Origin of the sequence: Microcoleus sp. PH2017_09_SFU_O_A (genome assembly GCF_020738625.1) — a bacterium.
Taxonomy (GTDB): Bacteria; Cyanobacteriota; Cyanobacteriia; order Cyanobacteriales; family Microcoleaceae; genus Microcoleus.
The window spans coordinates 38,033-65,004 of the sequence record NZ_JAEQCF010000004.1; the positions used below are offsets into that span (position 1 = coordinate 38,033).

Genomic DNA, 26,972 nt, shown 5'->3' on the forward strand with positions numbered 1-26,972 from the left:
AGGACGGGGCTTGTACCCATTTCTTCGGTCAATCGATTTTAGATTTTAGATTGAAGAATTTTAGATTGAAGCATTGACCCCACGGATAAATTCGGGGGGCAAGTTTCATCGGATACAGGTTTTTTATTTCTCCACGGATGAATCCGGGGGCTTGTATCCTGGATGATTTCGGTCAGTTGTCGGTTGTCAGTTGTCAGTTGTCAGTTGTCATTAGTCAGCAGTCATTAGTCATTAGGAAGAAGGAAGAGGGAAGATTTTTTTAATCTCCCCGTCTCCCCGTCTCCCCGTCTCCCCTTAGAGGTGAATTTTGGCATCAACTTGAGGAAGTCCCATGCTGTAGTTGACAGCGCGGCTGTTGAGGTTGTAGCTGATTTGGCCTTTTTGTAAGAACGATCGCACCAAGTGTTCCAATTCCGAACCGATGCGGCGGAGGTTGTATTCCGTCAAGTCTTCGCCCTCGTATGAGTCTACGAGTTGGTCAAATTTGGCATATACCTGTTTGACTGACTCGTCGTTCCAGTTGAGTTCGTTATCTGGGTCAATGTCGATCGTCAAAAGGTCGTTGCTGGGTACGAGTTCGTTGTCTTCGAGGATGGCGGTGTATATGCGAATATGGCGGGTGGTGGACTTGAGCTGCATGAGTTCTTATTTGTAAAGATTTTTTCCTGAACCTATTGTAATGGCACAGAGATGCGCGAAGGACTGGGATGACGAGGATTGAACCGCGAAGACGTGTTAGGCTTGCGCCGCGCGTAAGCACTCTTGTCGCGAAGGAAGAGAGAGGGGAAGAGGGGGAAAGGGGGGAAGGGCGATCGTATTTTCATGTTCGCAGTCAGGTTCGTAGTGAGGACTTCAGTCCTTCTATTTTTAAGGACTTCAGTCCTTACTACAAACATTTTAGTTTTGAGACTTACTTAATTCAACACTAAAAACGAAAGCATTCGCAATGTATAATAGTTGAGAATTCGCCTAGGAGGACAAGGTGGAAGGCAAGAAATTTATTCACTCCCTGCAACTGCAAAACTTCCTTTCCTATGGAAGTGAGGGGGAAACAATTGAACTGCAACCATTAAACGTGTTGATCGGTACTAACGCATCGGGCAAGTCTAACTTAATCGAAGCGATGGGAGTGTTGAAGGCAACACCTACAGACTTACCTGCTCCGATCCGTCAAGGCGGAGGCATCAGCGATTTTTTGTGGAAAGGTGAAAAAGGTATTCCTACAGCAAAAATTGAGGCTATTTTAGATTACCCAGAACGAGCGATGCCACTGCGCTATCAGATTAGTTTTACCACATCCGGTCAGAGACTTGAGGTAGTGGACGAAGCTATAGAAGATATGGAACCGCGCTATAGTTCAGAAAGCGAGCCATTTTTTTATTACCGTCATAATAATTGGGGGCGCCCAGTTATCAACGTTACAGAGGACAACGAGCAAACAAGAAAGTTGCGGACTCTGCGGCGAGAAGACATCATTCCCGATCAATCAATCTTATCTCAAAGAAAAGATCCAGAACAATATCCAGAGCTATCATATCTGGGTAATACATTTTCCCAAATAGGTTTATATCGTAACTGGCAGACAGGGAGAGATTCAGTATCGAGAAAAGCTCAACAAACTGATTTGCCGGAACATCCACTTTTAGAAGATGGTGGCAACTTAGGACTGGTTTTAAACAACTTACAGTATCAATTAGGAAGCAGGCAGATTATTGAAAAATTAAAACTATTTTACGATGCAGCCGAAGAACTGAGTATCAAGATTTATGGCGGTACTGTCCAGATATTTATCCGCGAAACCGGATTGATTCAGCCAATTCCCGCAACCCGTTTATCAGACGGTACGCTGCGTTATTTATTTTTAATAGCTTTACTCCTAGATCCAACTCCACCGCCACTTATCTGTATTGAAGAACCGGAGATTGGCTTGCATCCCGACATTTTGCCTGCGATTGCTGAAATGCTAATCGAAGCTTCACAGCGCACGCAATTGATTGTGACAACTCATTCCGATGCTTTAGTGTCGGCGCTGAGTCCTGAGTCTGTGTTAATATGCGATCGAGATGATAGAGGAAGTCACCTGAACCGTCTCGATCCAGAACGACTAAAAAAATGGCTTGAGAATTACAGTTTGGGAGACCTCTGGCGGATGGGAGAAATCGGGGGAAACCGATGGTAAAGGAGGTTCGCATTTACATCGAAGGTGGCGGCGATGGCAAGAATACAAAGCAATTGCTCCGACAAGGATTTAGCAGTTTTTTCAAAGAACTGGTGCAGGTTGCCCAAAGCAAGAAAATCAAGTGGCAGATCATTCTCTGCGGTTCTAGGAATCATGCTTTCAGGAATTTTAAGAATGCTTTGGAAGATCACCCAAATGCCTTTGTCATCCTTTTAGTTGACTCAGAAGCACCTGTAAAGCAGTCGCCTTGGGAGCATTTGAAGTCGAGGGATAATTGGGATTCGCCTGGGGTGGATGACACTCATTGCTATCTGATGGTTCAAGCGATGGAAGCTTGGTTGATTGCTGATATTGATACTTTGAAAAGATTTTAGGGGCAGGGATTTAAAGAAAATGCGATTCCTAAAAATAGGAATGTAGAGATGATTGAAAAGGATTTGTTAGAACCAAGTATGAAAGCAGCTACCCGCGACACAAAATCGAAAGGCGAATATCAAAAGATACAGCACGCTTCCAAGCTGTTAGAAATGTTGGATGCTGAGAAAGTTCGCAAGGCTTCTTCAGAGTGCGATCGTATTTTTACAACTCTCACCGAACTAATGGAACAAGGCAACTAGAACGACTTGCGCGCCAGGGCCCAGAAACCGGGTTTTTTCGAGATATTTCGTTTCAGCCCGCAGATTCGGCAAAAAACCCGGTTTCTCAGAGTCGCAGTGCTTAAATCCAGTACAGGGGCCAGAAACCGGGTTTTTTCGCGAAAATATGGGTTTGGGGCGACAGATTCGGCAAAAAACCCGGTTTCTTTAGTCGCAATGCGTCACTCCAGAAATATAAGGATTGAAGTTTTTATTACACACATTAATTTATTTGCGAGTTCTCTTGTAAGTTCTGCCGTCTGGCATAATTGCGCCCGTTAGTTTTGCACCTTCCATCTTTGCTCCTGTTAAGTTTGCTCCCGCCAAATTAGCCTCCTTCAGATTAGCTTTCTCTAGGTTTGCCATTGTCAAGTTTGCCCCGCGCAAGTCTGCTGAAGTTAGATCGGCTTCACTCAAATTGACACCACTCAAGCTAGTTCCACATAGATTGAACCACCTTAAGTTTTGCCCGCTCAAGTTGATGCTATCTAGGGTTAATCCGACCAAACTTACCCCAATAAGATTAACACCTCTCAGGTCAAGACCTCTGAGGTTAGCTCTCTTCAAGTTAGCTCCAACAAAGCTTACACCTGTGAGGTTAGCGACCTTCAAGTTAACGTTCGTAAGGTCTACTCCCATAAAACTTACACCTGTCAATTCAACGCCTGTCAGATTAGTAGCACTTAGGCTTGCGTTGTTTAGATTTGATTTGCTTAAATCTGCTCCTGCCAAATTAGCACTATTTAGATTGGCAGAAGTTAGGTTAGCACTATTTAGATTGGTAGCAGTTAGGTTAGCAGCCGCAAAATTTGCCCCTGTTAAGTTTGCTCCACTGAGATTTGCCCCTGTGAGGTTTGCTCCTGTGAAGTTTGCATCGCTTAATATTGCTTGACGGAGATTCGCTTGAATCAGTTTTGCATACTCCAATTTTGCCTTAGTTAGATTCGCACTGCTTAACTTTGCCTCTATCAAATCAGCTTGTTGCAGATTGGTTGAGCTTAAGTTTGACTCTTGCAGGTTAGCTCCAATCAAGTTTGCCTTGACTAGGTTGGCATTACTCAGGTTGGCATTACTCAGGTTTGCTTGACTGAAACTAATGGGAGATTCCAGAGTTTTTCCGCTCAAGTCTACTCCTGCTAAGTTAATCCCTGTAAAATCTCGTTCTCCGTCTCTACACCGCCGCCAAAATTCCTCAGCAGTCAGTGCCGGTTCCTGACTTTCTTGAACTGAACTATCTACATCCCCATCTACTTCCACATTATCCGCATTCACAGGATTAGCAACAGACTCTCCCGCAGCCACTTCCTGCAATTGCTTATCCACCCGATCGCAAAAACGCCTCAAAACCTCAGCATCATCAACCTTCCCACCAGCATTCGAGCTTTTATCAACCGCATTCTCAACATGATACTTGTCCACAAAACTTTGCAATCCAGCATTATATCCTTGTCCTACAGCCTGAAATCTCCATTCACCATTCTTTCTGTACAAACGTCCAAACTCTAAAGCCGTTTCTTGCAAAAAAACCTCTTTTAAATTATACCGAACCAGTTCGCTACCAGTCTTGAGATTGTAAAGCCGGATAAACGAATTTCTGACTTGACTAAAATTTTGATTATTTGCCTGTCCCTCGTGAATGGTAACAACAAACACAATTTCCTCAACAGCAGCATCGATCAGACTCAAATCCACATAAACCGTCTCGTCATCTCCCTCGATTTGTCCAGTCGCACTGTCTCCCGAATGTCGCACTGCACCGTCTGGGGATGTCAAATTGTTGTAAAATACAAAATATTTTTCGTCGGGAATTCGACCGTCAGCGCCTAACATGAAAACAGATGCGTCAATGTCGTAATTTTGTGCTGTCTGGCTGACTTGCCACCCCAGGGCGATCGCAACTTTATTGAAATCAGGAGCTTCCTTAGAAAGATTAAATCTGTCACCCTTCGTTAATTCGATAGTCATCTTCAATAATTACCTGATATTTGAAATTAGCGCTTTAAATATTTTAAGCTATTAGTTAGAGAGGATACAACAATATTGTGTCCCTACCCAGCCTACAATACAGATTATTTATGTTAAACCGGAAACAAATTGCATTTTATCTAGAAGATATTGAAACGCCCACAGGGAGAACCGTTAGTTTAATTATTACCGGACTAATTCTCCTCTCTTCCGCCAGCTTTATCGCTGAAACTTATCCGATTTCCCAATCCGTTAGAATCAAATTACAAACTCTCGACACCGCCCTTTTAGTTGTTTTTGCTGTCGAGTATTTACTGCGACTTTGGTGCGCTGACTATAAAATTAAGTTTATTTTTAGTTTTTTCTCTATCGTCGATTTGCTGGTGATTTTACCATTCTTTTTTGGATTTGTCAATGTCAGTTTTATTCGGATTTTTCGCTGGTTTAGAATTCTTAGACTCATCCGCTTTCTGGAATTGAAAAATTCTGTTTTTCGCATCAGCAGCGAAGATGGAGTGATTTTTTCCAGAATTCTGTTTACTTTGCTGGCGATAATTTTTGTTTATTCTGGTTTGATTTATCAAGTTGAACATCCCGAAAATCCTGAAGGTTTTGGGACTTTTTTGGACGCTGTTTATTTCTCGGTTGTGACGATGACTACGGTGGGATTCGGTGATGTTACTCCGATTTCGGAATCTGGTCGTTTTCTGACTATTTTGATGATTGTGACGGGGATTGCTCTGATTCCTTGGCAATTGGGGGATTTGATCAAGCAGTTAGTTAAAAGTGCTAATCAGGTAGAAACTGTTTGTACGGGTTGCGGTTGGTCTGTACATGATGCTAATGCTAAATTCTGTAAAATATGCGGCACTCAGTTAGATAATGGTAAGAGGTAATTGCGAATGGGGCATTGGGCATTGGGCATTGGGCATTGGGCATTGGGCATTGGTGGGAGCATCTCAGTTTTGCATTCATAGTGCGAGCGTCCCCGCTCGCGATTTGTATAATAATACGCGAGCGGGGACGCTCGCACTATAATCAAAAAAATGCTTTTTACAAAACTGAGATGCTCCCGACCTTGGGCATTGGTTATTAGAACCAAGCAATAACCAATAACTAATAACTAATAACTAATAACTAATAACTTCTTTAAGCTAAGGGTAACAAGATTTCAAATTCGGTACCGGTGCCTAATTGCGATCGCATTCTGAAGGCGCCGCCGTGTTTGCCGGTCACTATTTGATAGCTAACGGCTAAGCTCGTTTCTTTGAGGGCGCGTTTTTCGGTAGAGAAGGATTCTAAGATTTTATTGTACTTGTTAGGTGACATTCCTGGGCCGTTATCTGCTATGCGAATCGAAACCCAGCGAACGTGTAATTTATCCAAATCACTCGCAGGTTCGGGACAGCAGACTTGAGTTGTGATTTCAATTTGAGGCTGGCGCTCGAAGTCTTTTATTACTCCACCTTTGAACTCTTTCGCCAATTCTTGACCGACTGCTGCGTTAATTAATGTATTAATAGAATTGGTCAAGATATTCATAAATACTTGGTTTAGCTGTCCTGCATAGCACTGAACTGGCGGCAGGTATCCGTAGTTTTTGACTACTCTGATTTCCCTGGTCAAACGACTTTTGAGCAGCAAAAGTATGCTATCTATGTTGGCGTGCAAGTCGGCTGGTTTGGGATAAACATCGTCGATGTGGCAAAAGTTTTGCAAACTGCTTGCTAATTTCCTCAAACGTTCGGCTCCGGCTTTGATGCTGGTAACTGTTCGGAGGAAATCGTTTTGCAAAAAGTCATAGTCTATATCTTCTTTTAGCTGTGCTATTTCTGGCGGGGGATTGGTACAGTGCGCGTCGTAAACTGAGAGCAACTGCATTAAGTTTTTGCTGTATTCGCTGATGTAGGTTAAATTGCCCCAAATGAAGCCTACCGGATCTAAAATTTCGTGGGCTACTCCGGTGACTAAACGACCTAAGCTGGCCATTTTTTCGCTTTGAATCATTTGAGTTTGGGCTCTTTCGTAGCGGACTTGAGTTTCTATGCCACGAATTTGCCAGTAGGCGATGTTTAGTGCGTGAGGATCTAAGAGCCGGTAAGATTGGGAGTCGATTTGGACTACGATTGGTTCTGACTGCAATTCGGGCGATCGACGCAGAGCTTGTTGAGCCGCTGCCAAAATGGTTGTACTCTCTGCAAGCAATAATATTTCGACGCGAGCGTAACTGTAGAGAACCTTCAGCGGTAAGTGCAAAAATAGCTCGGGGCCTTGGGGTTTGAGCAAATATTCCAGCAGTTGTCTGCGGGATATCATCCCGACCAATTTTCCTGCTTCTATCAATACGGCTCCCGGGATTGGGCGATTCTGTTCAAAGATTTCGGCAACTACTACGGCCAAGCAGCTCGATTTAACCTGAAATTGATACAGGGGCAAATCTTGGAGGGTAGACTCTAGGGAAAGATCTTGATGGCTGCCTTCGGAGAGTGAAGGGCCGAGGAGTTTGGGACTTAATGTATTTGCCACTGAAACTTTTAGTTGCCGAAACACGCTCTTAAAGCAAAATGAGGACTTAACTACTAAGCTAGCCGATCGCGCTTAACTTGGATGGCCGAACCTGAAGGCTGTTCTTGAGTTAATCATGTTTTGCCAACGATCGGCAGGAGTATTTCAAATTCGGTGTGCTGGCCGGGCTGCGATCGCAATTTTAGTTTGCCGCCGTGCTTTTCTGTGATGATTTGATGGCTGATTGCCAGCCCCATACCGCTGCCTTTGCCTGCTGGTTTAGTGGTAAAAAATGTGTCAAATATGTGCTGCTGATTTTCTGGGGTAACGCCGGGCCCGTTATCGGCGATCCCAATGGCGGCCCACTTGCCCTCTGCGGTTTCTACCACTTTAGTCGTAATTTGGATTTGGGGCTGCCAGTTATCCGCGCACTCTGTATCTAGTTCGCGATCGGCTGCATACTCTGTCACGGCGTCTAGAGCGTTAACTAACAAATTCAAAAACACCTGACTCAATTGACCCGAGTAACCGTTAACTAGCGGCAGTTCGCCGTATTTTCTTACCACTTCTATGCCATTTTTAAAGCGATTTTTCAGAATTAACATTGTAATCTCCACGCATTCGTGAATGTCTATTTCTACTGGCTTTGTCTCATCCATGTGAGAGAAGTGGTGCAAACCGTTGACTATTTTTAGTAATTGTGAGGCTCCCCACTTCATGCCTTCTAAGGTGACTGGCAAATCTTCTTGTAAAAAATCAAATTCTATTTCTTCTTTGAGGGCATCAATTCGGGGACACGGTTCCGGATATTCTGCTTCATAAACCGAGATTAGCTGAAGCAAGTTTTCAAAATAGGACAGCAGAAAAGTAAAATTTCCCCAAATACAGTTGAGCGGATTTCTAATTTCGTGGGCTACACCTGCTACAATCCTCCCCAGACTCGCCATCTTTTCGGTTTGGATAAGTTTGGCTTGGGTTTGTTCGTGGAGCAATTTATTTGTCAATTGATGAATTATTGATTGAGCAACCATTAATTGGTGTACGTCTAACAGTCTGTAGGTCTGGGGTGCCACTTCGACTACTACAGGTTCGTAAACTAATTCTACTGATCTGTAAAGCGATTCCTGGGCGGCTTCTACTATTAATTTACTGCTAGGAAGCACCAGTAGCTCTTGCCTGGAAAATCTGTACAATACCTCTATCGGTCGCTTGAAAAACATTTCTAACCCGTAGCGACGGTTAACTTTTTCAAAAAATTGACGCCTGGATATGATGCCGACAAAAGTACCCATATTTGTCAACATGACGCCTGGAAGCATGGAATTTTCTTCAAAAGCCTGGGCTACTTCTTTTGCCTGTTGAGTTAATTCTATTTGGCAGTTGTAGAGAGGCAAGTCGAGGAGAGTTGATTCTAAGGAGATGTTCCAAGTACAAATTGCAGGTATGTGTAACACTGATAACTCCGAGCTAATCTGATGCACAGCCAACATAGATGAAACTCCTGTTAAATTTTGTATGATGGATAACTTTAGTTGCTATTTATTGGTAACTGGTAATTGGTGGTGGGTAATTATTAATTTAAAAAATTACAGCAGCACCGGATGGGAAAACTCGATCGCCCTGGCATTGTCTGCTATAGCAATCCTAAATCATTTGCATAATTTTTGTAGGGGATCTTTAAGATCCCGGTTGCCCGATAGATAGGGGGTATGCACGGGGGCACTACCCCTACAAATTTATCTGAATCATTTAGGATTGCTATAAAGATTTGGTTTCTGAATCAATGTTAAACGATCGAAGCTTTTGTGGAACTTACGGAGCTTTGTTATTAACTTTTTACCATGATATACCATGCGATCGCCTGTTTTGGGAAATCTTAAAAAATCATTAAGGCACTTTGGTTATGCGTTATACCATTTTTGGGTGATGGTAGGGAATTGGAGAGCAGCGATAGCGGGCAATTGGTGAATATACGGGCATGGATCGAGGGATCTAGGGGGCGGATGGCGATCGTCCAATCCGCGCCCTAAGGGCAAAGGTAAAATCGGAATCAGCCAGAAACAAGAAGCAATCAAATGCAAGGGTTTCAGGAATTAAGAAAGTCCTAACCGTCGGGCGTTGCTGCCCTACCACTCTAAATAAATGCAACTTTAGGGAACTTCCCAACTCCGATTACCGTCTTACTACCGTTTATTTTTTGCAATTTACAATCTGCAATCTGCAATCTGCAATCTGCAATCTAAAATCTAAAATCTAAAATCTAAAATCCTCTCAGGGTTCCACCTCGGGCCAGAGGCGTTCTAGCTGATAGCGCCAAGCGCCGAGAGTCTGTTCGCGAGACTCTCGCCCGAGTTCCATTTCGCCCATCAATCCCTCTGCGTAAAAACGATCTAAAGTCTGAAGGGTGGTTTCTATGGATTGTCCCTGCATCTTGGCTGCTTTGATGATTTGACGGATGCGGCTTTCGATTAAACCGCCGAAAAAGTCGGACAAACCTTGTTCTTGCAAAGCTAGCAGTCTGGTGATGGCGGCCGAGAAATCGGCGGCGGCGAGTGTAGCGCAACTGTGCTGAAACACTCCCCACAAAACGTTTTGATGTATGGCGTAGCGAGTTTCGAGGGTGGTGTCAAAGTTAGCTTCTAGCAGTTTCTCGAAAAACGGTTGAGCTTCTTGGGCATCGGCGATGGGTAGCAAAATCCGCAACCAACTTCCGTCTTCTGAAAGCAGGACTAAAAGCCGAAATTTAGGGGTTTGGACTTGCCAAGAAGTGGCAGCAGGCGTCTCAACATTTTCGCCAAATAAGTCTTTAAGGGTATTACTAATTTCTTCGGGAGTCATGGTAATTTTAGATTTTAGCTTTGAGATTGTAGGCTGGGGAGTTCTTTTTAAAGTTTTTGATGTTTACCACATACTTCAAGTATGGCTTAGTATCAAGTGAATCTAAAATCTAAAATCTAAAATCTAAAATCTGTTTACGGCAGCCAGCGGGGGTGATAGCCGGCAAAGGGAAGTTCTTCTGGCTGTACTTTTGCGGGAGAGTTGTCTGCGGGTATTTCTAATAAGGGTAGCAGCCAGAGGCGACTGGTGGCGATCGACTGTCCGCTATCGTTGCGGGGAGTGTCTGCTGCTGTGGGTTTTGCTGTTGTGACTGATTGGTCGAAAATTAATGCCAGCCCGTCGGGAGATAAACTGATTTGGGTATCTAGTTGGTTTGGCAAAACCAGCAGCGGTTTGATGGTTCCTACCAAACGAGTGCCCTCTTTTTTGAGGTCGATGGCGGCGATGAAAGGCTGTTCTTTGTAGCTTGCGGTTTTGAGGCGTTCGGCTAGCAAGCAGTAGAGACGCTGGAATTGGTTGTCTTTGTCTTTGCGCGGATCGAAATAAACGGCGATGATGCTACCGGGAATCCGCAGTATTTCTTGTTCTGCGCCTTGGTTGTCTAAAATAAAGAGCGATCGAGTGTAGTCGCTGTTGTATTTAACGTAGGCGGCGGCGGAGTTGTCGCGGGCCATCCCCAATACTTGTTCGTATTTCGGCAAAAATTCTACTGGATCTGCTTCTGGTTTGAGGGGGACGATCGCTAATCCTTGTTTTTGAGATATTACCATCGATTTGCTGTCGGGGCGAATCATAAAATCTCCGCCTTGTTGGTTCTCCAAGGGTTTGGGCGCGACTTTTTCTTCCAAAATCCAAGGACTGAAATCGCCGGGATTGCGGCGGTTGACGCGCTGGATAATGATGATTTTTCCGTCGGCTGAGAGGTCGAATTTGAGGTTTTGGTAGTCTTTGGAGTCTAAGAGTTTGTCGATTCTACCTGCTGGTTGTGCTGGTTGGGCTTGGGATCCGGGGGATTGTGGATTGAGGCCGGTGGTGACTGTAAATAGTTCTTGATTTAGGGTGCCGCCTGTGCGGGCGATCGATCGATCTGTGGCGGAGAATAAAATGCGATCGCCCTCGGGATACGGTTTAAAATCGGTGACAACTAAATCTTTGGGAGTCAGCGGTATCGGTTTCGAGTTGCTGCTGCTGAGATTGACTAGCATTAATCTGCTTTCTGTTTCGCCTTGAACGCCGATGTAAACAAAAGCTCGATCGCGGCTGCGGAAGGAACTGCTAAACGGTTGAATTGGCGTTCCTTTGTTTTGGTTGTTTTCTCCAAAATACTTGTCGGTGGCGCCGGCGAGTTTTAAGGTGTAGGTAACACCGTAGGGTGCTGGATCTTTGAGGGTGTAAGCCATCCGCCTGCCGGCCCAACTGAATTTACCTGGGAGGGGCGGTTCTAGTTTTAAGTTTTCCTCGACGGTGGAGTGGTTCATCGGCCGAAAGAAGTTGAGAATAAAGCCGGTATCTGCGGCGCCGATTTGTTTGTTCTCCCAAGTAAAATCTCGCACTCTGGGCGCTGTGCGATCGCCACTCAGCAGCAGCAGTCCCATTAAGACGCTCAGCAGTAGGATGAGGAAAATCGCTACCCGGTCGATCGGCTGTTTGAATTGCCCAATAGCGAAGGATGAAGGATTAATTTTTTTGTTAAAAATACTCACAAATGTTTCTCTCCTTTTCCTGCTGTAAAATTAACCGCCCATTTTTTCTATTTCATTCAGGCCAGGACGCGCTTCCAACTCTTAGAAAGCTATTTTTTTCACCAACAGTAATGGCTGCTACTTCTTTTTGGTTAGAAAAAACTCATTTTTGAAAGTTGTGGTGTGTCTTGGACTGAATAAAATAGACCTATGAAAAATCTACCTATATTTAAATATGTCATGAGTTCGTACCAGATCCTCGGGTGATATTTTATCGATAGGTAGTCCGCCACCCAGAGACTTTCTCACCAAAAGTATGATTGCTAGTGTCCCTAAAAACATTGCTGTCAACTTCATGTCCTCCCAAAAACAAGTTAGCCCTTCTTTCCTAAGACCGTAGGTAACTACTAAATAAGTAGGAATGTCACCGACAGCTACAGCAATCACAGCACCTAAATTACCCATAAAATGATATCCTACTGGGATGCCGATAGCGATACTCAAGAAAGTTGCCAGATTGCCCATAGCTGCGTACTGAGATTTTCCGATAGCTAACAAACAAGAACCCATCAAATTGTGGATAGTCGTGTGCCAAATACCTAAAGCCAAGATTGGCATCATCCAAGATGCTGCCATATACTCTTTCCTGTACAGTGTTAAAATTATCTGATCTCCAAAGCTCACAAAAATTGCTAAGCCTAGGGCTAAAGGGATCAGAATCAAGTTGCGGTTTTTGAGGATTTTGGCGCGCAATTCCTCGCGAGGTAAGTCTGCTAGCATCGAAATCGAGGGAAAAATTACCCTACCTGCGAGGGCTATCATTACTTGACGGGGCATATCGCCGAGGGTAAAAGCAATGCCGTAAATGCCCAACATTGTTAAACTAAATATTTTTCCGAGAACTAGGCGATCGGCTTGAGAACACAGAAAATATAAAATTGTAGACAAAAATATCCATTTTCCATACGAAAATATTTCTTTAACTGCCTCTCGCTCCCAAGCAAAGCGGTTTTTATGACCGCGAATCAAAAAATGGCTCCATACTAATTCCACTACAGAGCCTACGAAACCCCCTGCGAGGATAGCCCAGATACTGCGATCGAACCATGCCCAAACAATCATGACTGTAGTAGAAATGACCTGTATGGCCAATTCAAACATTACTACGTTCTTAACTGTCATTTTGCGTTCGAGAATGGATACGGAAGTAGATTTAAATCCTCCTATGAGAGTAGTTAGACTTATGACCGGAATCAACCACAGGAGACGGGGTTCTCCATAAAAAGTAGCGACTGGCCAGGTGATTAAAATTAAACAAAACCAAATAAAAACACTGCGAATAACTTGCATTGTCCAAGCGGTGTTGAGAAATTCTGGTTCTTCTCCACGCTTGTTTTGGATGATACTTGGGCCAAGACCTATGTCTGTAAATAGGTGGACACCTGTGATAAAAACGTAGGCTAGACCCATTAGACCAAATAGTTCTGGTAACAGCAGGCGCGTCAGGATTAGGTTGCTGCCGAATCGGATAATTTGACTGCTTCCATAGCTGGCGATCGTCCAGAAAGCACCTTTAAGCGCTAATTTTTTTTCAGATGACATATTCAGATGACATATAGGGAGAACTTATTTTCTAATTACGAGTCTAGTTGCTGAATTTCCTGTTGGCAACTGCTACAGGATGTTGCTGCTACTTTTATAGCTGACTTTACTTGATGTTAATTGTCCTACGGAGGACGGGCTCTTCTGGCCCATGCCACAATCTCAAATACAACAGATTTCAAGTCGCGAGATTAAAGTTGCCCACTGGCGGGATGCCCATCTCGCGATCGCCAAGGTAAAATTTAATCTCCAACTTGCTGGCTGTCTAATAATCATAAGGGTTTTTAGGCTCGGGAATCGATCGGAGGGAGGATGCTTGAATAATTAATTTGCGCTTGCCTTGCAGTTCTTCTACGATCGTCTCTCCTTCTATTTCTAGCCAACTGTCTGGGGCGAAGGCGGTGCGACTTTGACCGATCGGTAATTTTACCGGCAACCCGATCGGATAGGCGTCCGCCGCGCAGCAGGTAATGATAAAACGCCCGATCCACATATATTGTTCTGCTACCTTGGGCGGGTGAATCACAAATCCTTGAACCTTGACTTTTTGACCTCTATATGTATCGGGTTCGGGATTGAAATTTAACAGCCGCACCCATTCGATGAGCGATCGCCTTTCGGGTTTTGTAGTATTGCGAAATTCTTGGGGTTGCAGTCTGGTGATGGGCAGGGATTCGGTGAGGCCTCGTTCGAGTGCTGTCTGGCTGGTAAATGTGCGTGGCGTTACTGCTAAACCGATCAATGCGACGCTCAACATTAAGGTGCTGCCGATACTGGGGGGAAATAAAGTAATGTGTTCAACTTCTGTACTTCTGAGAGATTTATTTGCTGGCGATGTCCGGGATTGCTTTTTGGCGCGATCGACCTTTAAGAGTTCCCAAGTTTTTAACCCGCCAATAATCATTAAGCCGATTCCTCCCGCTACAGTCAACCCAAAGTAATTCGGGTGAATGAGAATGCTTAATTTCCCGGTGATCCAATATTTGAGGAGTAATATTCCCCACGCTAAGATAGCTAGGGCGTCCAGCCAGGGGCTAATTTTCTTGAAATTCATTTTTTAAGAGTCATTAGTCATTGGTCATTAGTCATTAGTCATTGGTCATTAGTCATTGGTCATTAGTCATTGGTTATTGGTCATTGTTTATTGGTCATTGGGAATCTCTAGTTATTTTTCCGTCTAGGCTCATTTATTAACCTAGATACAAATTGACAGCGAGGGTCATTAAAAATGTTAACTGAGCTGCCAAGACCATTAAGTAAATTACAGAGCGACCTTTAAAAATAGATAGCATTAAACCGATGCCTTTGAGGTCAATCATCGGGCCGAAAATGAGAAATGCTAACAGCGAACCGCTGGTAAATGTGGAAGCAAAAGAAAGGGCAAAAAAAGCATCTACTGTAGAACAAATCGATACGACTGCCCCTAATAGCAGCATCGCCAGAATCGAAGAAACAGGGCCTTGGCCGAGGTTGAGAATTAGTTCGCGGGGTGCGCCAACTTGAATGATGGCGGCGATCGCACTTCCGACAACCAACACTCCTCCCAATTCCCGCAACTCCTGTACCATAGTATCTAAAAGCAGGCGCAGACGCTCTTTAGAAACGCGGTGGAACATCGAGGAACGTTTCGAGGTTTTGTCAGTTTTGCCTGTTTTTAAGGGCTGTCGCTGGTCTTGTAGCAAAGATTCGATCGGCACTGCACCGCCCTGACCTAGCATAAAAGTTCCCGACTGCAACAGTAGCGGAGTGTCGGCTGGGGCGAGTTCTGTTTCGGACAACTCTGGTTTTGGGAGAGGAATCGCGCGGGCTACAGAAGGGTGTAACAGAGGTCGCAAATCTGTTTGGACGCTGAACACCCAGCCGATAATTGTGGCTATCAAGAGAGAAAAGACTACCCGCAAAACTACAATTTCGGGCTGATCGCGAAATGCCGTCCAAGTCGCCCAAATTACCACGGGATTGATGGTGGGGGCCGCGAGTAAAAAGCCGATCGCGGCTGGTGCGGGAACTCCCTGCATTAGCAACCTGCGGGCTACGGGGACGTTACCGCACTCGCACACCGGAAACAAAAAGCCGATCGAACTACCCATCAAAGCCGCCAGCAGCGGGTTTCGCGGGATGCGGGATACGAGTTTGCGTTCGTCTACAAAACCCAGCAGCAAACCTGAGAATAAAACTCCCAGCAGCAGAAAAGGTATTGCTTCTACTAACAAGCTGAGAAACAGGGTAAAAGCATTGTTTAACTGATTCGTTAGGACTGGTTGCATCGATCGCCTACTGGTAAATTGCTATCTCGTTACACGTATTTGGCTGAGCCCCTGTAGATCATACCTTCTTCACAGCGCTAAGTTAAGATTCAGTTAAAACTTTTTTGCGATCGTCCTCAATCTTATAGCAATCATTAGAATTTCCAGATTCTGGTAAGGACACGGCAGTGCCGTTTCCCTACAGATGCTCGCCTACAATCTCTATGTTCCCATATTTAATTAATTATTTTTCAGCCCTCTCAGGTTATTGTTAACAATAGGTTAAGACTATAACTCAAGGTTAATTAAGAGTTAAATACTCGAACAAAGCGTTAATACCCCTCAAGCCAATATAAAATAAAGTCAGGCATAATTGCCAGGGCGCATCTATCTCGGTCATACTCGAACTTGCCTAATACTGGAAGTGGTAAAATCTCATTTACCACCGTAAGTTTTTTGTGTAATTTAAAATTCCGTTTCCCAGGAGAATGTCGGCCAAAGCACTCAGCTACTCATCGACTGAGCTTTGGTGGCTAAATATCTGTTGGCAAATATAACCCCAAAAAAGCGTGCTGATGAATTTATGTTAAATACCTCCTGCATAGAAAGACCAGTCCAACCGCTCTCCCAGGCTGACTTAGGAGAACTTTCTTTAGATTCTACTCTCGTGGAATTGTCGCTTTACGCTTTTAACGTAGAAGCTACGGATTTGGGAATGCAAATTTCCCAGATGTTAGAAGCCAATCCGCTGTTACCGGGAGTCATTTTAACCGATCGAGGTGAATTTGCGGGGATGATTTCCAGGCGGAGATTTTTAGAATTTCTCAGCCGTCCTTTTGGGCGAGAATTATTTTTAAAGCGACCTGTGAGGGCTTTGTACCGCTTTGCCCAAACTGAGACTTTAATTTTCCCCAGCAATACTTTAATCGTGGATGCAGCCCGGAAGTCGCTGCTGCGATCGAAAGAACTGCTTTATGAACCAATTGTCGTTCAAGTGTCGCCTCAAAATTATAGTTTGGTAGACGTACACGAACTGCTAGTAGCCCAATCTAATATTCACGAACTAGCAACAAAATTACTGAGACAGCAAACTCAATCTCAACTAATTCAAACCGAAAAACTAGCCAGTTTGGGGCAGATGGTTGCTGGAGTTGCCCACGAAATTAGAAACCCCGTCACCTGCATCAGCGGAAATCTCGGTTTTTTGTCAAACTACTCAAAAGACATCTTGCAATTGCTGACTGCTTACGAACAAATTGTCGGCCCTAGCGCACAAATTGACGAACTCAAAGAAGACATAGAATTTGATTTCTTACAAGAAGATTGGGCGGAAATTCTCAAAAGTATGAAGGTTTCATCCGAGAGACTGACGGAACTTGTCACCAGCCTGCACACCTTCTCTCACATGGACGAAACCCACTTGAAAGAATCTAATATCCACGAGTGTATTGACAGTACGCTACTAATTATGAAAAACCGTCTCAAGTACGGGTTTAAAGTAGTTAAAAGCTATGGAAATTTGCCTTTGGTGAAGTGTTATTCTGGTCAGTTAAGCCAGGTATTTATGAATATTGTCAGCAATGCGATGGACGCCTTGGAAGAGCTAAAAGGAACCAAAGGTTTTGTACCTGCGATTACTATTCAAACTGAGGTAATAAACAGTGCTGACGGAGACTGCGTAAGTTCAGAATTAATGCAAAATTATGTTTTGGGCGATGGCGTCCCGCCCCGCAAGCTACGACAAAATGCAAAATTGCGATCGTCCGCCAGCCAAAATGGAGACTTCAGCCCAGAAGCAGCGGGAAAAAATCCCAATAATGCTTGGATAGCAATCAGAATTGCCGATAACGGGCCGGGAATTGCGCCCGAAATTCAGCGGCGGATTTTTGAGACATTTTTCACTACTAAACCAGCGGGGAAAGGTACTGGTTTGGGTTTGGCAATTACTCATCAAATTGTTACGGAGAAGCATAAAGGTAAGTTGAACTTGCATTCAACGCCCGGTACTGGTACGGAATTTGAGATATTGTTGCCATTAATTTGAAGGCAGTTGAGGATGAAGAATACCCGGCGGTTGAAACCGCGTCTATACAACCAAAACCCGCCTCCGCGGGTTGAAGAACGAGTTGTTAAAATTACGTTTTATTCTTCAGTCCGCGGAGGCGGACATCGTTTGTGTAGACGCGGTTTCCAACCGCCGGATCCTATCTTCTTCCAGCAATTAAGGTCGAAGCTGAACAGGCATTACTAAGAATGTGGCATTGACTCCGCCCAAAGGCTGAAAAATTACAGGGGCAAGAGCACCGTTTAATTGCAGTTGAATTTCGGGAGATTGAGCCGTTTTCAAAATGTCAACTAAGTATTTCACGTTGAAAGCAATATCTATGCTTTCTCCCGAAATCTGTGCCGCCATTGACTCTTTACCGCAGCCGACATCTTTGGCGTCTACTGACAAAGTAATTTCCTGATTTTCCTCGTCGATGCTACATTTGAGGATATTATTTTTTTGATCTGCAAAAACAGCAATTCTTTCGACTGCGGCTAAGAGCGATCGCCGCTCAAGAGTAATTTGCCGCTCAAAAGAGGGCGGAATCAACTGTCGGTAGGCGGGATATTGCCCTTCCAAGGTGCGGGTTGTCAGGCGCTGCTCGGCCCATTCAAACACTACTTGACCGTGTTCAAAATGTAGGGTGACTGGTTCAGTCCACTGTCGCATCACCAGCATTCTTTCTACTTCCCGCAATGCTTTAGCGGGTACAGTCACCTCAAATTCTTCTTCGGTTTCTTCACCTTCTGCTTTTTCGTTGGCAGTTTGAACTACTGCCAATCTGTGGCCGTCTGTAGCTGCAAATTCTAGGCAATCTTTCAGTACCTTTAAATGCACGCCTGCCAGTACCTGTTTTGCTTCGTCGGGGCTAGTAGCAAATAAAGTTCCTTTGAGTCCTTCTATCAAGGCTTCGGGCGGCAATTTCAGGATTGTTCCTGCTTCGATTGCCGGCAATTCTGGGAATTCTTCGGGGCCCATGCCTCTGACTTGATAGCTGCCAGAACTGCAAGTGAGACAAGCGACGGTATCTCCGGCTTCGTCTTCTAAAGTAATCTCTCCATTTGGGAGTCTGGAAACTATATCGTTGAGCAATTTCGCGGGTATGGTAAAACTACCGCCGCCAGTCACTTCTGCTGCAAAGCTGGTGCGAATACCCAAACTGAGATCGAAAGCTGTTAAGCTAACCCGCTGATTTTCCTCATCCGCTACTAAGAGCACGTTGGCTAGTACGGGATGTGTCGGGCGGGAGGGAACGGCCCGACTTACCAACGAGAGGTTGGCGTTGAGGTCACTTTGGGTGCAAACCAATTTCATGAGATGAAGGTTAATTAACCGGATTTGAGATAGAAACAAATCGTATCACAGAAAGTCGGTGGCTCGGTTTTTCTGTGTGTAGGTGTGCACACAGCACCAGATTCATTTTTAATTTGTTGAATTATTTTTCTGGGGTTCGCTCTGTGTAAACTGTGGAAAACAAAATTAAATGCTTGTCTGAAAAGGCTTGTAGTTGCTTTTTGCCTGTGGAAAACTTGTGGAAAAGCTGGAAAAAGTCGATCGCCCGCCCCTCGATCCTCAAAAACTTTTTTCAGCCAGAGAGTTAAGGATCTTTAGGGTGTCGATGATATCGAAGAATGTCCAGGTTAAAAGCATCCGTGATATTTTCCACAAACTTACGGTGATTTGTCCACAGGTTTTTCCACAGCTAATCTCAAATCCGATGCCACCGGATTTGAGATTACCCACAGTCAGGACACGACGGTGTACCGTTTTCCTACAATTGGCGATCGTTACATTCGAGCAAGACAAGCTGAAGTGCATTTAAATTGTATAGTCAAGTTTAAAAAAAGTTCTGTGGGGTGGGCCAGAAAGCCCGCCCGAAAAATACAATTTAGACGCGAAACAGCTTATTCAGCCGAGATATATTTGAAATTGAAGCAACGCCTGATATTACAGTCGCCAAACCTCGATATCATAGAATCCGTTTAACAAAAAAGTCGCCTCCCTACTTAAGCATCCAGCTAATTCTAGTGAGGACATCATTGTTTACCGTCAAAGCCTCAAACCCTTAAGTATATTGAATGCTTGATGAATATCAGATTCTGTAACTGCACCATATCCAAGTACCAAATAATAATTTGCCTCTTTTGCATCAGGCTCAAAGTAAGCTGCCCCTGACCACAAACCCACTCCTCGTTCTGCTGCGAGATCCACAATCTCGTCTGCGGGCTGATTAGGTGGAAGCTTAATCCAAAACTGCATACCACCACCAGGGAGTTGCCAACTCCACTCTGGAAACAACTCTCGTAAATACAGCGGTTATCAGAAAGATTCGCGGACGTTGTTGGGCTTGGGCCCTCTTGGTTTAAACGGTTATGTAAGCTGTCAGTTATACCTCATCTTTTTGAGAAAGGCTATACGTAGCGATCGAGTCTCGTTCTCGAACTTTCAACGAAACTTTTAGGACTAAGGGTAAGCATCCTATGGATAGTAACCACTAGAGGGTTTGCCCATACAAAGCACCATATATTTGGGCGTTGTGTTGATACTAGGATTGGTATCGCTAGATTTTTAGTATCCTTTTTCGTTAGAAATCATACAAGACGAAATATTCCAGCAATGGTACACTCAAAATATCTTTAATTGGAGCATTAGTTAGCTCCAATGACGCCACATCATATATAGTAGTAAATGTTTGTTACTAATGAAACGGAGTTGATTAGGAATTGTAAATATTTATTGCCTGTAACGTTGTTTCCCTTAATGTCAAGGAACTTTTTCATGATGACAGTGAACAAGCTAGGTGCATCTATCTTTCAGGAAAACTACAAAAGCCCTTTGGGCCGATGGAATGAATCAAGTTGGATACGGAACAAACCTCTTCGGGAAGGTAACATTGAAGGTTTACCCTTTTCTCCAGATCTCGTCCCGTTAGCCGATCATCCTGCCATTGCGTCAGATTCAACTCATCGGGTAACGGTTCTAGCTTATCGACTCCTTGCTCATTTACAATTCACAACTTTGTTGGAATTGAGTCATGTCAATCCTGTTTGCAGCAGTCTGGCTCAAGGAAATGCACCCATTTTTTTAAGCACGCTTCAGCGCAATGATGCTCTGCGAATTTATTGCGATGAAGGAGGACACGCTCTCTTTGTTGAATTATTTTCAACTCAGGTGGAGGAGGCATTCGGACTCGATCGATCGGTTATTGGTCGTCCACACTTCGATCGCATCATCGAGAAAATTATTGCTGAACATCAAACTCGGCTGTCGCCCCATCTCATTCAACTGTTTTTTGTCACAATCTCAGAAACTCTGGTGACAAAGGTTCTTAACAATGTTCCCCACGATGCTCAAGTCTCTCCTATTGTCCGTGCGGTTATCGGCGATCATGCGGCTGACGAAGCGTTGCACAGCGTTTATTTTCGTGGCTTGTTCCCCATCCTTTGGCAAAGCCTTGGATCCTATGAGCAAGAGGAAATGGGACAATTACTGCCACAACTGGTATGGGCATTTCTGGGCCCCGATCGCCAACTCGAATACAGTATTCTGAGGCGCTTAGGCTTTAATGCAAAGGATTCGGAAGGAATTCTAGAAGAGGTTTACGTACCCAGCCAAATTGCTAAATTTGTTCGACAAGCTGCCAATCCAACCTTAAAAATGTTTGCAGCCGCTGGAGTGTTGGACGATCGTACAATTGAGCAAGTTTTCGCAGATTACGAATTGATTTAAGGGTGACTACTTTGAAACACGCCACTGTCATTAGACATATTGCCTTTGAGGATCTGGGAAGTTTAGCTGAAGCATTGAATCAGCAAAACTACACAGTCAGATATTTAGAAGCTGGATCGGATGATTTGACTCAGATCGATCGCAACACAAGTCTGCTGATAATTCTTGGAGGCCCAATTGGAGCTTACGATGAGCAGGATTATCCGTTTCTAATTGATGAGTTACGTCTATTAGAATATCGTCTTGCTAACGATTTGCCTACGCTAGGGATTTGTTTGGGGGCACAGTTGATGGCTCGTGCTTTAGGAGCGAAAGTTTATCCTGGATTGCAAAAAGAGATTGGATGGTCTCCTCTAAACCTGAGTCTAGCAGGTCAGCAAACACCACTTGCTCACTTAGCAGGAGATAAAACAGCCGTTCTTCATTGGCATGGAGATACCTTCGATCTGCCTACTGATAGCACTCATTTAGCGGCTAGTGCGATTTATCAAAACCAAGCTTTTTCATGGAAAAAAGGAGGATTGGCGTTGCAGTTTCATCCAGAAGTCACAGCTCAAGGATTAGAACGGTGGTTCATTGGTCATGCGTGTGAAATTGGAGCAACGCCTGATATCACAGTCGCTAAACTTCGAGAGGATACAATTCGTTATGCTGGACATTTATCAGTTCAAGCAGCGAAGTTCTGGGAAGATTGGTTAGCGTCTTTACCGCAGGCTTTCAACAGTTGACAGTTGACAGTTGACAGTTGACAGTTTGAGAGTATATGTAGGGTGTGTCGCCCTAAACAATCTCTAAAAAAGAGTGAAAATCGGTGGGGCGACGCACCTTACACATTGGGTGAACGAAACAACCCTCCGTTTCACATCGCCCAACAATTTTATTGTTGCAACATTTTTTCACGCATGATATTACAAGGGCGAAGCATTTCGGTAGACAATTTATTAGTGATAACCAGAGATTGACTACCGAAATGCTTCGCCCCTACGAATATATTTGCACTCATTGAGATGCACCCGTCCGAATCCCTGTCATGGCTTCCTTCTTTCTTCTTCTTAACTTTTGCGGCTGACAGCGTTAATTCGATCGCTCAATTGACGCAAAGTTTGGGCTAAAGTCGGATCGGTATTCCGCAACTGAGCAATTTTGTCGCAACTATAAAGCACTGTCGTGTGATCCTTGCCGCCGAAAACTTCGCCAACCTTCGGCAAACTCAAATCGGTATGCTGCCGAATTAAATACATCCCGATTTGACGGGCAAAGCTAATTTCTCGCCTGCGGGAAACACCCTTCAAGTCTTCCACAGAAACATCAAACACCTCAGCCACAACTGCAATGACTGCATCGGGTGTCGCCTCTACGGTTTCAGTTTGCGGGTTCAAAATCGGGGTGATATTCTCCACAGTCATCGGCAAACCGGTAATAGAAAGATATGCTACGGCTCGAATTAAAGCACCTTCTAATTCCCGAACGTTGGAAGTGTAACTAGAAGCAATGTATTCTATGACATCTCGCGGCAGCCTCATGTTTTCATACTCGGCTTTTTTCTGCAAAATTGCCATGCGTGTTTCCAAGTCTGGCAATTGAATATCGGCAATTAATCCCATCGAAAATCTGGAACACAAGCGCTCTTGCAGGCGGGGGATTTGCTGCGGCGGGCGATCGGAAGCTAAAACTACCTGATTTCCGGCTTCGTGCAATGTATTAAAAGTGTGAAAAAATTCTTCTTGGGTGTATTCTTTGCCTTCGATAAATTGGATGTCATCTATTAATAAAACATCGGCTGCGCGATAGTGATCGCGGAAAGTTTGCATACTATCTTTGCGAATGGCAGCGATTAAATCGTTAGTGAATTTTTCAGTTGAAACGTAAAAAACTTTGGCGCTGGGGTCAATTTCTAAGCGATAATGACCGATCGCCTGCATGAGATGAGTTTTGCCCAAACCAACGCCGCCGCACAAAAATAGGGGATTGAATTCTCGGCCCGGAGACTCGGCTACTGCGAGGGCTGCTGCGTGGGCCATGCGGTTGTTGGAACCGACGACAAAGCGGGAAAATACGTATTTGGGGTTTAAATGGGCAGGTTTCGGCGGGTGTAGGGAGTGGCTTTCGGGGCTATCGGCGATCGGGGATGGCCAAATCATGGCGGAGTCGTTGCTACCACCTGTTTCATTTCCCCCGGCAATTGTCAAGTAAATTTCTACGGGATAGCCGAGAATTTCTTCAACTGCGTCGGCGATGGTTTTGACGTAGTATTTTTGCAACCAATTGCGAGCAAAGGGGTTGGGGGCGCTGACGATCAAACAGTTATTTTCGAGTTGTTCGGCTCTGGCCGTTTTGATCCACGTCTCAAAGCTAGGCCTGCTCAGTTGTACCTGGAGACGTTCAAGTATCTGATTCCACAGACTTTCGAGCGTAATGTCCACTGCTTACCTTTGCCGATCGGCATTCAAGAGATTCTCTAGTCTAGAGAGTTTAGTTTAGCCGAAGACCGGGCGGTTGAAACCGCGTCTATACATACAAAACCTGCCTCCGCAGGTTCAAGAGTGAGCGGTTGACATCATACTTATGGAGACAAAATCTACTGCAAGCGGGTAGGAATTCTTGATTTTATTCAGTCGGCGTCCGGCGGACATCGTTTGTCTAGACGCGGTTTCAACCGTACGTCCTATCTAAAATCGGCAATCTCAAATCTAAAATGAGAAGCTGAATGTTACAGTTTAGGTGAGTCTGCCGATCGCCCAAAAATTTTGTTTGTGGCTCTGCGGATATAGCAGGTATCAAAGAGCTGCTAGGCAAGTATTTAAATTTGGCCCGAAAGCCTTAAAACGTCGCGATGAAGAGTTCTACTGGCAAATTTTGGAAGCAACCGGCAATTTATATATTGCTGCTGGTAACGGGAGCAGGAGCCGCCATGTTGGGCGATCGGCTGTCGGTTTCTCAATTGCGTGCAAATTCGGGGGATGGGGGACAAAGAACCCTGCAACCGAGATTGGAAGTGCCGCCTGCTAATACTAAGCCTCAAGCTAGCAAAGTCTTGCCGCCTGTTCCCTTGTCGGGGGATGCGGCTAATGTGAATTTTATTGTGGCTGCGGTGGCAAAAGTGGGGCCGGCTGTGGTGCGGATCGATGCTTCGCGCAAGGTGAAACCGGGAAATAGAGGGGTTTCGCCGGAGGATTTTTTTGGTGGACAACCAAATTCGGGCGGCAGGGGCGGAATCGAACGGGGTACTGGTTCGGGTTTTGCGATCGGGACTGACGGCGTGATTCTCACTAACGCTCACGTTGTAGAGGGCGCGGATACGGTAAATGTCACTCTCAAGGACGGCCGCAGCTATCAGGGGCGGGTGTTGGGGGCGGATAAGGTGACGGATGTTGCTGTGGTGAAGATTGAGGCGAATGATGTGCCTGTGGTGACGATCGGCAATTCTGATAAGCTGCTGTCTGGGGAATGGGCGATCGCGATCGGCAATCCTTTGGGTTTGGACAATTCGGTGACAGCGGGGATAATTAGCGCTACAGGGCGATCGAGTACCGAGGTGGGCGTACCCGACAAGCGCATTGGTTTTATTCAAACAGACGCTGCAATCAATCCGGGAAATTCCGGCGGCCCGCTGCTGAATGCTTCGGGTGAAGTGATCGGGATGAATACGGCGATTATTCAAGGTGCTCAAGGATTGGGGTTTGCGATTCCGATTCAGGCGGCGCAAGAGGTGGCGAAGGAACTGATTGCGACGGGGAAAGTCGAACACGCTTATCTGGGTATTGAAATGGCGACGCTGACTCCAGAGGTGAAGCAGCAAATTAACGGCAATGCTAACAGCAATTTGCGAGTTGCAGTCGATCGCGGTGTGGCGATTGTGAGTGTTGTTCCTAATTCTCCCGCAGCCGCCGCAGGTTTGCGGGCTGGAGATGTGATTCAAAAGATTAACAATCAGCCGATTATTCAGTCGGAAGCTGTTCAGGACTTCGTGCAAAATGCGAAGGTTGGCGGCAATTTGCAAATGGAAATCAACCGCAACGGGCAAATAGTTAATTTGAGTGTGAAACCGGGGAGTTTGCCCGTTCAACAAGTTCGATAATCAGTTGTCAGTTGGCAGTTGGCAGTTGGCAGTAGTTATTTAACAATAACCAAATAACAAATAACAAATAACCAATAACAAATAACAACTAACCAATAACTATGCCAGAAATCTTGCAAATTTCACAATTAGGAAATCCGGTACTGCGCCAACCGTCGCAAGTTGTCGAGAATGTGAAGGACGATCGCATTCAACAGCTAATCGACAACCTAATTTCTACCGTCCAACACGCGCACGGAGTGGGAATTGCCGCCCCTCAAGCTGCGATGTGCGATCGGCTGTTCATCGTCGCATCCCGCCCCAACCTGCGGTATCCCCAAGCACCGCACATGGAACCGACAGCGATGATTAATCCCCGGATTGTCGCGGCATCAACAGATACAGCCAAAGACTGGGAAGGCTGTTTGAGTATTCCGGGGATTCGGGGATTGGTGCCGAGAAGTAGGGCGATCGAAATTGAATACACTTGTAGAGACGGGAAACTCCACAGACAAGAATTGACAGACTTTGTGGCTCGGATTTTTCAGCACGAATACGACCATTTAGATGGGATCGTGTTTTTAGACAGGGTGGAAAGCACGACAGAACTGATGACAGAGGATGAGTATCAGCAGCAATTTGTTAAATTACTTTAGCTGTGCAATACTGTTAGCCGATTGTTACTCATTGTACTGGTGAGCAGACTGTTCGTGCAACCTATACAAAGTAGTAAATTCGAGATTTTGAGATTACATAAGTACGGCGATTGCATCCTCAAGATGCCATCTTTTTTGTTTGCTTGAAACCCGCAAAACCAACCAATGCTAAAGCAGTTCCCGCAACAGTCATTGGTTCGGGAACTGGTTCGGCTGCCGTGTCTGCCAGTTCATACAACATAGTGTTACCAGAGCGATAGGGCGATCGCTCAACACCAAGAAAATGAGTGCGAGCGTAGATATAAGTTTCAGTATATCCCTCAAATCCAGATATCCACCGACCGGGATTAGATAATCCATTGGTATCCAAAGACCAGGCTGCTCCTGACTCGTATCTCGTGTAATACTCTCCAAATCCTGTGTCTGGAATGTCAACTACTTCGGTTAATCTGTCTGAACCCCTAGCTTTTATGCCGCGAAATTCCCCTTCAAAAAATAAAGCTATTGCTCCTGCTAAATCATAATATTCTCTGCGTGGCAATCGATATTCTGGCGAACTTGGTCCAGCTAATCCGGCAACAAATACAGTATTTAATCTCCCTTCAGAAACTGTAGCTTCTTCTATGCCTATTCCTGCAATCCCAGAGTTGCTAAACTTAACCAAACCGCTGGCAAATCCGGGCGCCTTCAAATTATACGTGAGAACTGCCGAGCGGGCGATCGGCATATCGGCTATTGAAATTGCTCCGTAGCAGATCGCTGTCCCTGCTAAAACTGCCAGTATGTTTCGAGTATTATTGGTCATAACTTTTCAATGAAGTCCCTAATCAA

The 26,972-nt window shown here is 44.9% G+C and carries 21 protein-coding genes and 1 pseudogene; 9 read left to right on the forward strand and 13 right to left on the reverse strand.

Translation table 11 applies throughout. The features are described 5' to 3' along the window. Nucleotides 1–294: 294 nt before the first annotated feature. Nucleotides 295–639, reverse strand: a complete 345-nt coding sequence (locus JGK16_RS02065) for an NAD(P)H-quinone oxidoreductase subunit M (protein WP_293175428.1) — start codon at nucleotides 637–639, stop codon at nucleotides 295–297. A 343-nt stretch (nucleotides 640–982) separates the two neighbouring features. On the opposite strand from JGK16_RS02065, the gene JGK16_RS02070 reads away from it, so the two are divergent. Beyond that, nucleotides 983–2,179 (forward strand): AAA family ATPase, encoded by a 1,197-nt coding sequence (locus JGK16_RS02070; protein WP_293189495.1) that lies wholly within the window; start codon nucleotides 983–985, stop codon nucleotides 2,177–2,179. Further along, a pseudogene (locus JGK16_RS02075) lies at nucleotides 2,173–2,796 on the forward strand (DUF4276 family protein). Before JGK16_RS02070 ends, JGK16_RS02075 begins: the two are co-directional and overlap by 7 nt. Nucleotides 2,797–3,042: 246 nt before the next feature. Here JGK16_RS02075 and JGK16_RS02080 read toward each other — a convergent pair. Further along, complete coding sequence (locus tag JGK16_RS02080; RefSeq protein WP_293189494.1) at nucleotides 3,043–4,779, reverse strand: pentapeptide repeat-containing protein; 1,737 nt, start codon at nucleotides 4,777–4,779, stop codon at nucleotides 3,043–3,045. Between the two features lie 110 nt (nucleotides 4,780–4,889). On the opposite strand from JGK16_RS02080, the gene JGK16_RS02085 reads away from it, so the two are divergent. Next, complete coding sequence (locus tag JGK16_RS02085) at nucleotides 4,890–5,675, forward strand: ion transporter (RefSeq protein ID WP_293175420.1); 786 nt, start codon at nucleotides 4,890–4,892, stop codon at nucleotides 5,673–5,675. A gap of 253 nt (nucleotides 5,676–5,928) precedes the next feature. Here JGK16_RS02085 and JGK16_RS02090 read toward each other — a convergent pair whose 3' ends face one another. From JGK16_RS02090 to JGK16_RS02120, 7 genes are all read right to left on the reverse strand, one after another. Continuing rightward, entirely contained in the window at nucleotides 5,929–7,305 is a 1,377-nt protein-coding gene (locus tag JGK16_RS02090; protein ID WP_293175418.1) for an ATP-binding protein, read from the reverse strand. Nucleotides 7,306–7,418: 113 nt separating this feature from the next. Then, nucleotides 7,419–8,774: an ATP-binding protein gene (locus JGK16_RS02095; RefSeq protein ID WP_293175416.1), complete on the reverse strand. Its 1,356-nt coding sequence runs from the start codon at nucleotides 8,772–8,774 to the stop codon at nucleotides 7,419–7,421. Nucleotides 8,775–9,555: 781 nt separating this feature from the next. After that, the gene (locus tag JGK16_RS02100; RefSeq protein WP_293175414.1) at nucleotides 9,556–10,122 is read right to left on the reverse strand and encodes a hypothetical protein; all 567 of its coding nucleotides are present in this window, start codon (nucleotides 10,120–10,122) and stop codon (nucleotides 9,556–9,558) included. A 134-nt stretch (nucleotides 10,123–10,256) separates the two neighbouring features. Further along, the gene (locus tag JGK16_RS02105) at nucleotides 10,257–11,825 is read right to left on the reverse strand and encodes a hypothetical protein (RefSeq protein WP_293189493.1); all 1,569 of its coding nucleotides are present in this window, start codon (nucleotides 11,823–11,825) and stop codon (nucleotides 10,257–10,259) included. A 198-nt stretch (nucleotides 11,826–12,023) separates the two neighbouring features. After that, nucleotides 12,024–13,406 (reverse strand): oligosaccharide flippase family protein, encoded by a 1,383-nt coding sequence (locus JGK16_RS02110; RefSeq protein WP_293189492.1) that lies wholly within the window; start codon nucleotides 13,404–13,406, stop codon nucleotides 12,024–12,026. Between the two features lie 265 nt (nucleotides 13,407–13,671). After that, nucleotides 13,672–14,460, reverse strand: a complete 789-nt coding sequence (locus JGK16_RS02115) for a TIGR03943 family protein (RefSeq protein ID WP_293175408.1) — start codon at nucleotides 14,458–14,460, stop codon at nucleotides 13,672–13,674. 136 nt (nucleotides 14,461–14,596) lie between these two features. Then, nucleotides 14,597–15,673, reverse strand: a complete 1,077-nt coding sequence (locus tag JGK16_RS02120) for a permease (protein ID WP_293189491.1) — start codon at nucleotides 15,671–15,673, stop codon at nucleotides 14,597–14,599. A gap of 562 nt (nucleotides 15,674–16,235) precedes the next feature. Between JGK16_RS02120 and JGK16_RS02125 the strand changes: the two genes are divergently transcribed. Continuing rightward, on the forward strand, nucleotides 16,236–17,696 hold the full coding sequence (locus JGK16_RS02125) for an ATP-binding protein (RefSeq protein ID WP_293189490.1): 1,461 nt from the start codon (nucleotides 16,236–16,238) through the stop codon (nucleotides 17,694–17,696). A 177-nt stretch (nucleotides 17,697–17,873) separates the two neighbouring features. Here the strand turns inward: JGK16_RS02125 and dnaN are convergent, their stop codons facing one another. Further along, nucleotides 17,874–19,013 carry a DNA polymerase III subunit beta gene (gene dnaN / locus JGK16_RS02130; protein ID WP_293175402.1) on the reverse strand — a complete coding sequence of 380 codons (1,140 nt, stop codon included), beginning with the start codon at nucleotides 19,011–19,013 and terminating at the stop codon, nucleotides 17,874–17,876. A gap of 217 nt (nucleotides 19,014–19,230) precedes the next feature. Here dnaN and JGK16_RS02135 point away from each other — a divergent pair, with 217 nt between their 5' ends. Then, nucleotides 19,231–19,521 (forward strand): hypothetical protein, encoded by a 291-nt coding sequence (locus JGK16_RS02135; RefSeq protein WP_293175400.1) that lies wholly within the window; start codon nucleotides 19,231–19,233, stop codon nucleotides 19,519–19,521. Between the two features lie 227 nt (nucleotides 19,522–19,748). Here JGK16_RS02135 and JGK16_RS02140 read toward each other — a convergent pair whose 3' ends face one another. After that, nucleotides 19,749–19,958, reverse strand: coding sequence for a hypothetical protein (locus tag JGK16_RS02140; protein WP_293175398.1), 210 nt, complete (start codon nucleotides 19,956–19,958; stop codon nucleotides 19,749–19,751). Nucleotides 19,959–20,477: 519 nt separating this feature from the next. Here JGK16_RS02140 and JGK16_RS02145 point away from each other — a divergent pair. Together JGK16_RS02145 and JGK16_RS02150 are read left to right on the forward strand one after the other, a co-directional pair. Then, nucleotides 20,478–21,428 carry a diiron oxygenase gene (locus tag JGK16_RS02145; protein ID WP_293189488.1) on the forward strand — a complete coding sequence of 317 codons (951 nt, stop codon included), beginning with the start codon at nucleotides 20,478–20,480 and terminating at the stop codon, nucleotides 21,426–21,428. 11 nt (nucleotides 21,429–21,439) lie between these two features. Beyond that, nucleotides 21,440–22,156 (forward strand): glutamine amidotransferase, encoded by a 717-nt coding sequence (locus tag JGK16_RS02150; RefSeq protein WP_293202701.1) that lies wholly within the window; start codon nucleotides 21,440–21,442, stop codon nucleotides 22,154–22,156. Between the two features lie 324 nt (nucleotides 22,157–22,480). On the opposite strand, the gene dnaA is transcribed toward JGK16_RS02150, so the two are convergent. Continuing rightward, nucleotides 22,481–23,851 carry a chromosomal replication initiator protein DnaA gene (gene dnaA, locus JGK16_RS02155; RefSeq protein ID WP_293175392.1) on the reverse strand — a complete coding sequence of 457 codons (1,371 nt, stop codon included), beginning with the start codon at nucleotides 23,849–23,851 and terminating at the stop codon, nucleotides 22,481–22,483. 410 nt (nucleotides 23,852–24,261) lie between these two features. Here dnaA and JGK16_RS02160 point away from each other — a divergent pair, with 410 nt between their 5' ends. Further along, entirely contained in the window at nucleotides 24,262–25,506 is a 1,245-nt protein-coding gene (locus tag JGK16_RS02160) for an HhoA/HhoB/HtrA family serine endopeptidase (protein ID WP_293189486.1), read from the forward strand. Nucleotides 25,507–25,607: 101 nt separating this feature from the next. Next, nucleotides 25,608–26,141 carry a peptide deformylase gene (gene def / locus JGK16_RS02165; RefSeq protein ID WP_293175388.1) on the forward strand — a complete coding sequence of 178 codons (534 nt, stop codon included), beginning with the start codon at nucleotides 25,608–25,610 and terminating at the stop codon, nucleotides 26,139–26,141. 118 nt (nucleotides 26,142–26,259) lie between these two features. Here the strand turns inward: def and JGK16_RS02170 are convergent, their stop codons facing one another. Continuing rightward, entirely contained in the window at nucleotides 26,260–26,946 is a 687-nt protein-coding gene (locus JGK16_RS02170) for a PEP-CTERM sorting domain-containing protein (RefSeq protein ID WP_293175386.1), read from the reverse strand. Nucleotides 26,947–26,972 lie beyond the last annotated feature (26 nt).

What these genes read in the sequence shown, in the direction of transcription:
- JGK16_RS02065 (WP_293175428.1), bottom strand. Translation starts at nt 639, where the DNA reads ATGCAGCTCAAGTCCACCACCCGCCATATTCGCATATACACCGCCATC.
- JGK16_RS02080 (WP_293189494.1), bottom strand. Translation starts at nt 4,779, where the DNA reads ATGACTATCGAATTAACGAAGGGTGACAGATTTAATCTTTCTAAGGAA.
- JGK16_RS02085 (WP_293175420.1), top strand. Translation starts at nt 4,890, where the DNA reads ATGTTAAACCGGAAACAAATTGCATTTTATCTAGAAGATATTGAAACG.
- JGK16_RS02095 (WP_293175416.1), bottom strand. Translation starts at nt 8,774, where the DNA reads ATGTTGGCTGTGCATCAGATTAGCTCGGAGTTATCAGTGTTACACATA.
- JGK16_RS02100 (WP_293175414.1), bottom strand. Translation starts at nt 10,122, where the DNA reads ATGACTCCCGAAGAAATTAGTAATACCCTTAAAGACTTATTTGGCGAA.
- JGK16_RS02110 (WP_293189492.1), bottom strand. Translation starts at nt 13,406, where the DNA reads ATGTCATCTGAAAAAAAATTAGCGCTTAAAGGTGCTTTCTGGACGATC.
- JGK16_RS02115 (WP_293175408.1), bottom strand. Translation starts at nt 14,460, where the DNA reads ATGAATTTCAAGAAAATTAGCCCCTGGCTGGACGCCCTAGCTATCTTA.
- JGK16_RS02120 (WP_293189491.1), bottom strand. Translation starts at nt 15,673, where the DNA reads ATGCAACCAGTCCTAACGAATCAGTTAAACAATGCTTTTACCCTGTTT.
- JGK16_RS02125 (WP_293189490.1), top strand. Translation starts at nt 16,236, where the DNA reads ATGTTAAATACCTCCTGCATAGAAAGACCAGTCCAACCGCTCTCCCAG.
- dnaN (WP_293175402.1), bottom strand. Translation starts at nt 19,013, where the DNA reads ATGAAATTGGTTTGCACCCAAAGTGACCTCAACGCCAACCTCTCGTTG.
- JGK16_RS02140 (WP_293175398.1), bottom strand. Translation starts at nt 19,958, where the DNA reads ATGCAGTTTTGGATTAAGCTTCCACCTAATCAGCCCGCAGACGAGATT.
- JGK16_RS02145 (WP_293189488.1), top strand. Translation starts at nt 20,478, where the DNA reads ATGATGACAGTGAACAAGCTAGGTGCATCTATCTTTCAGGAAAACTAC.
- JGK16_RS02160 (WP_293189486.1), top strand. Translation starts at nt 24,262, where the DNA reads ATGAAGAGTTCTACTGGCAAATTTTGGAAGCAACCGGCAATTTATATA.
- def (WP_293175388.1), top strand. Translation starts at nt 25,608, where the DNA reads ATGCCAGAAATCTTGCAAATTTCACAATTAGGAAATCCGGTACTGCGC.
- JGK16_RS02170 (WP_293175386.1), bottom strand. Translation starts at nt 26,946, where the DNA reads ATGACCAATAATACTCGAAACATACTGGCAGTTTTAGCAGGGACAGCG.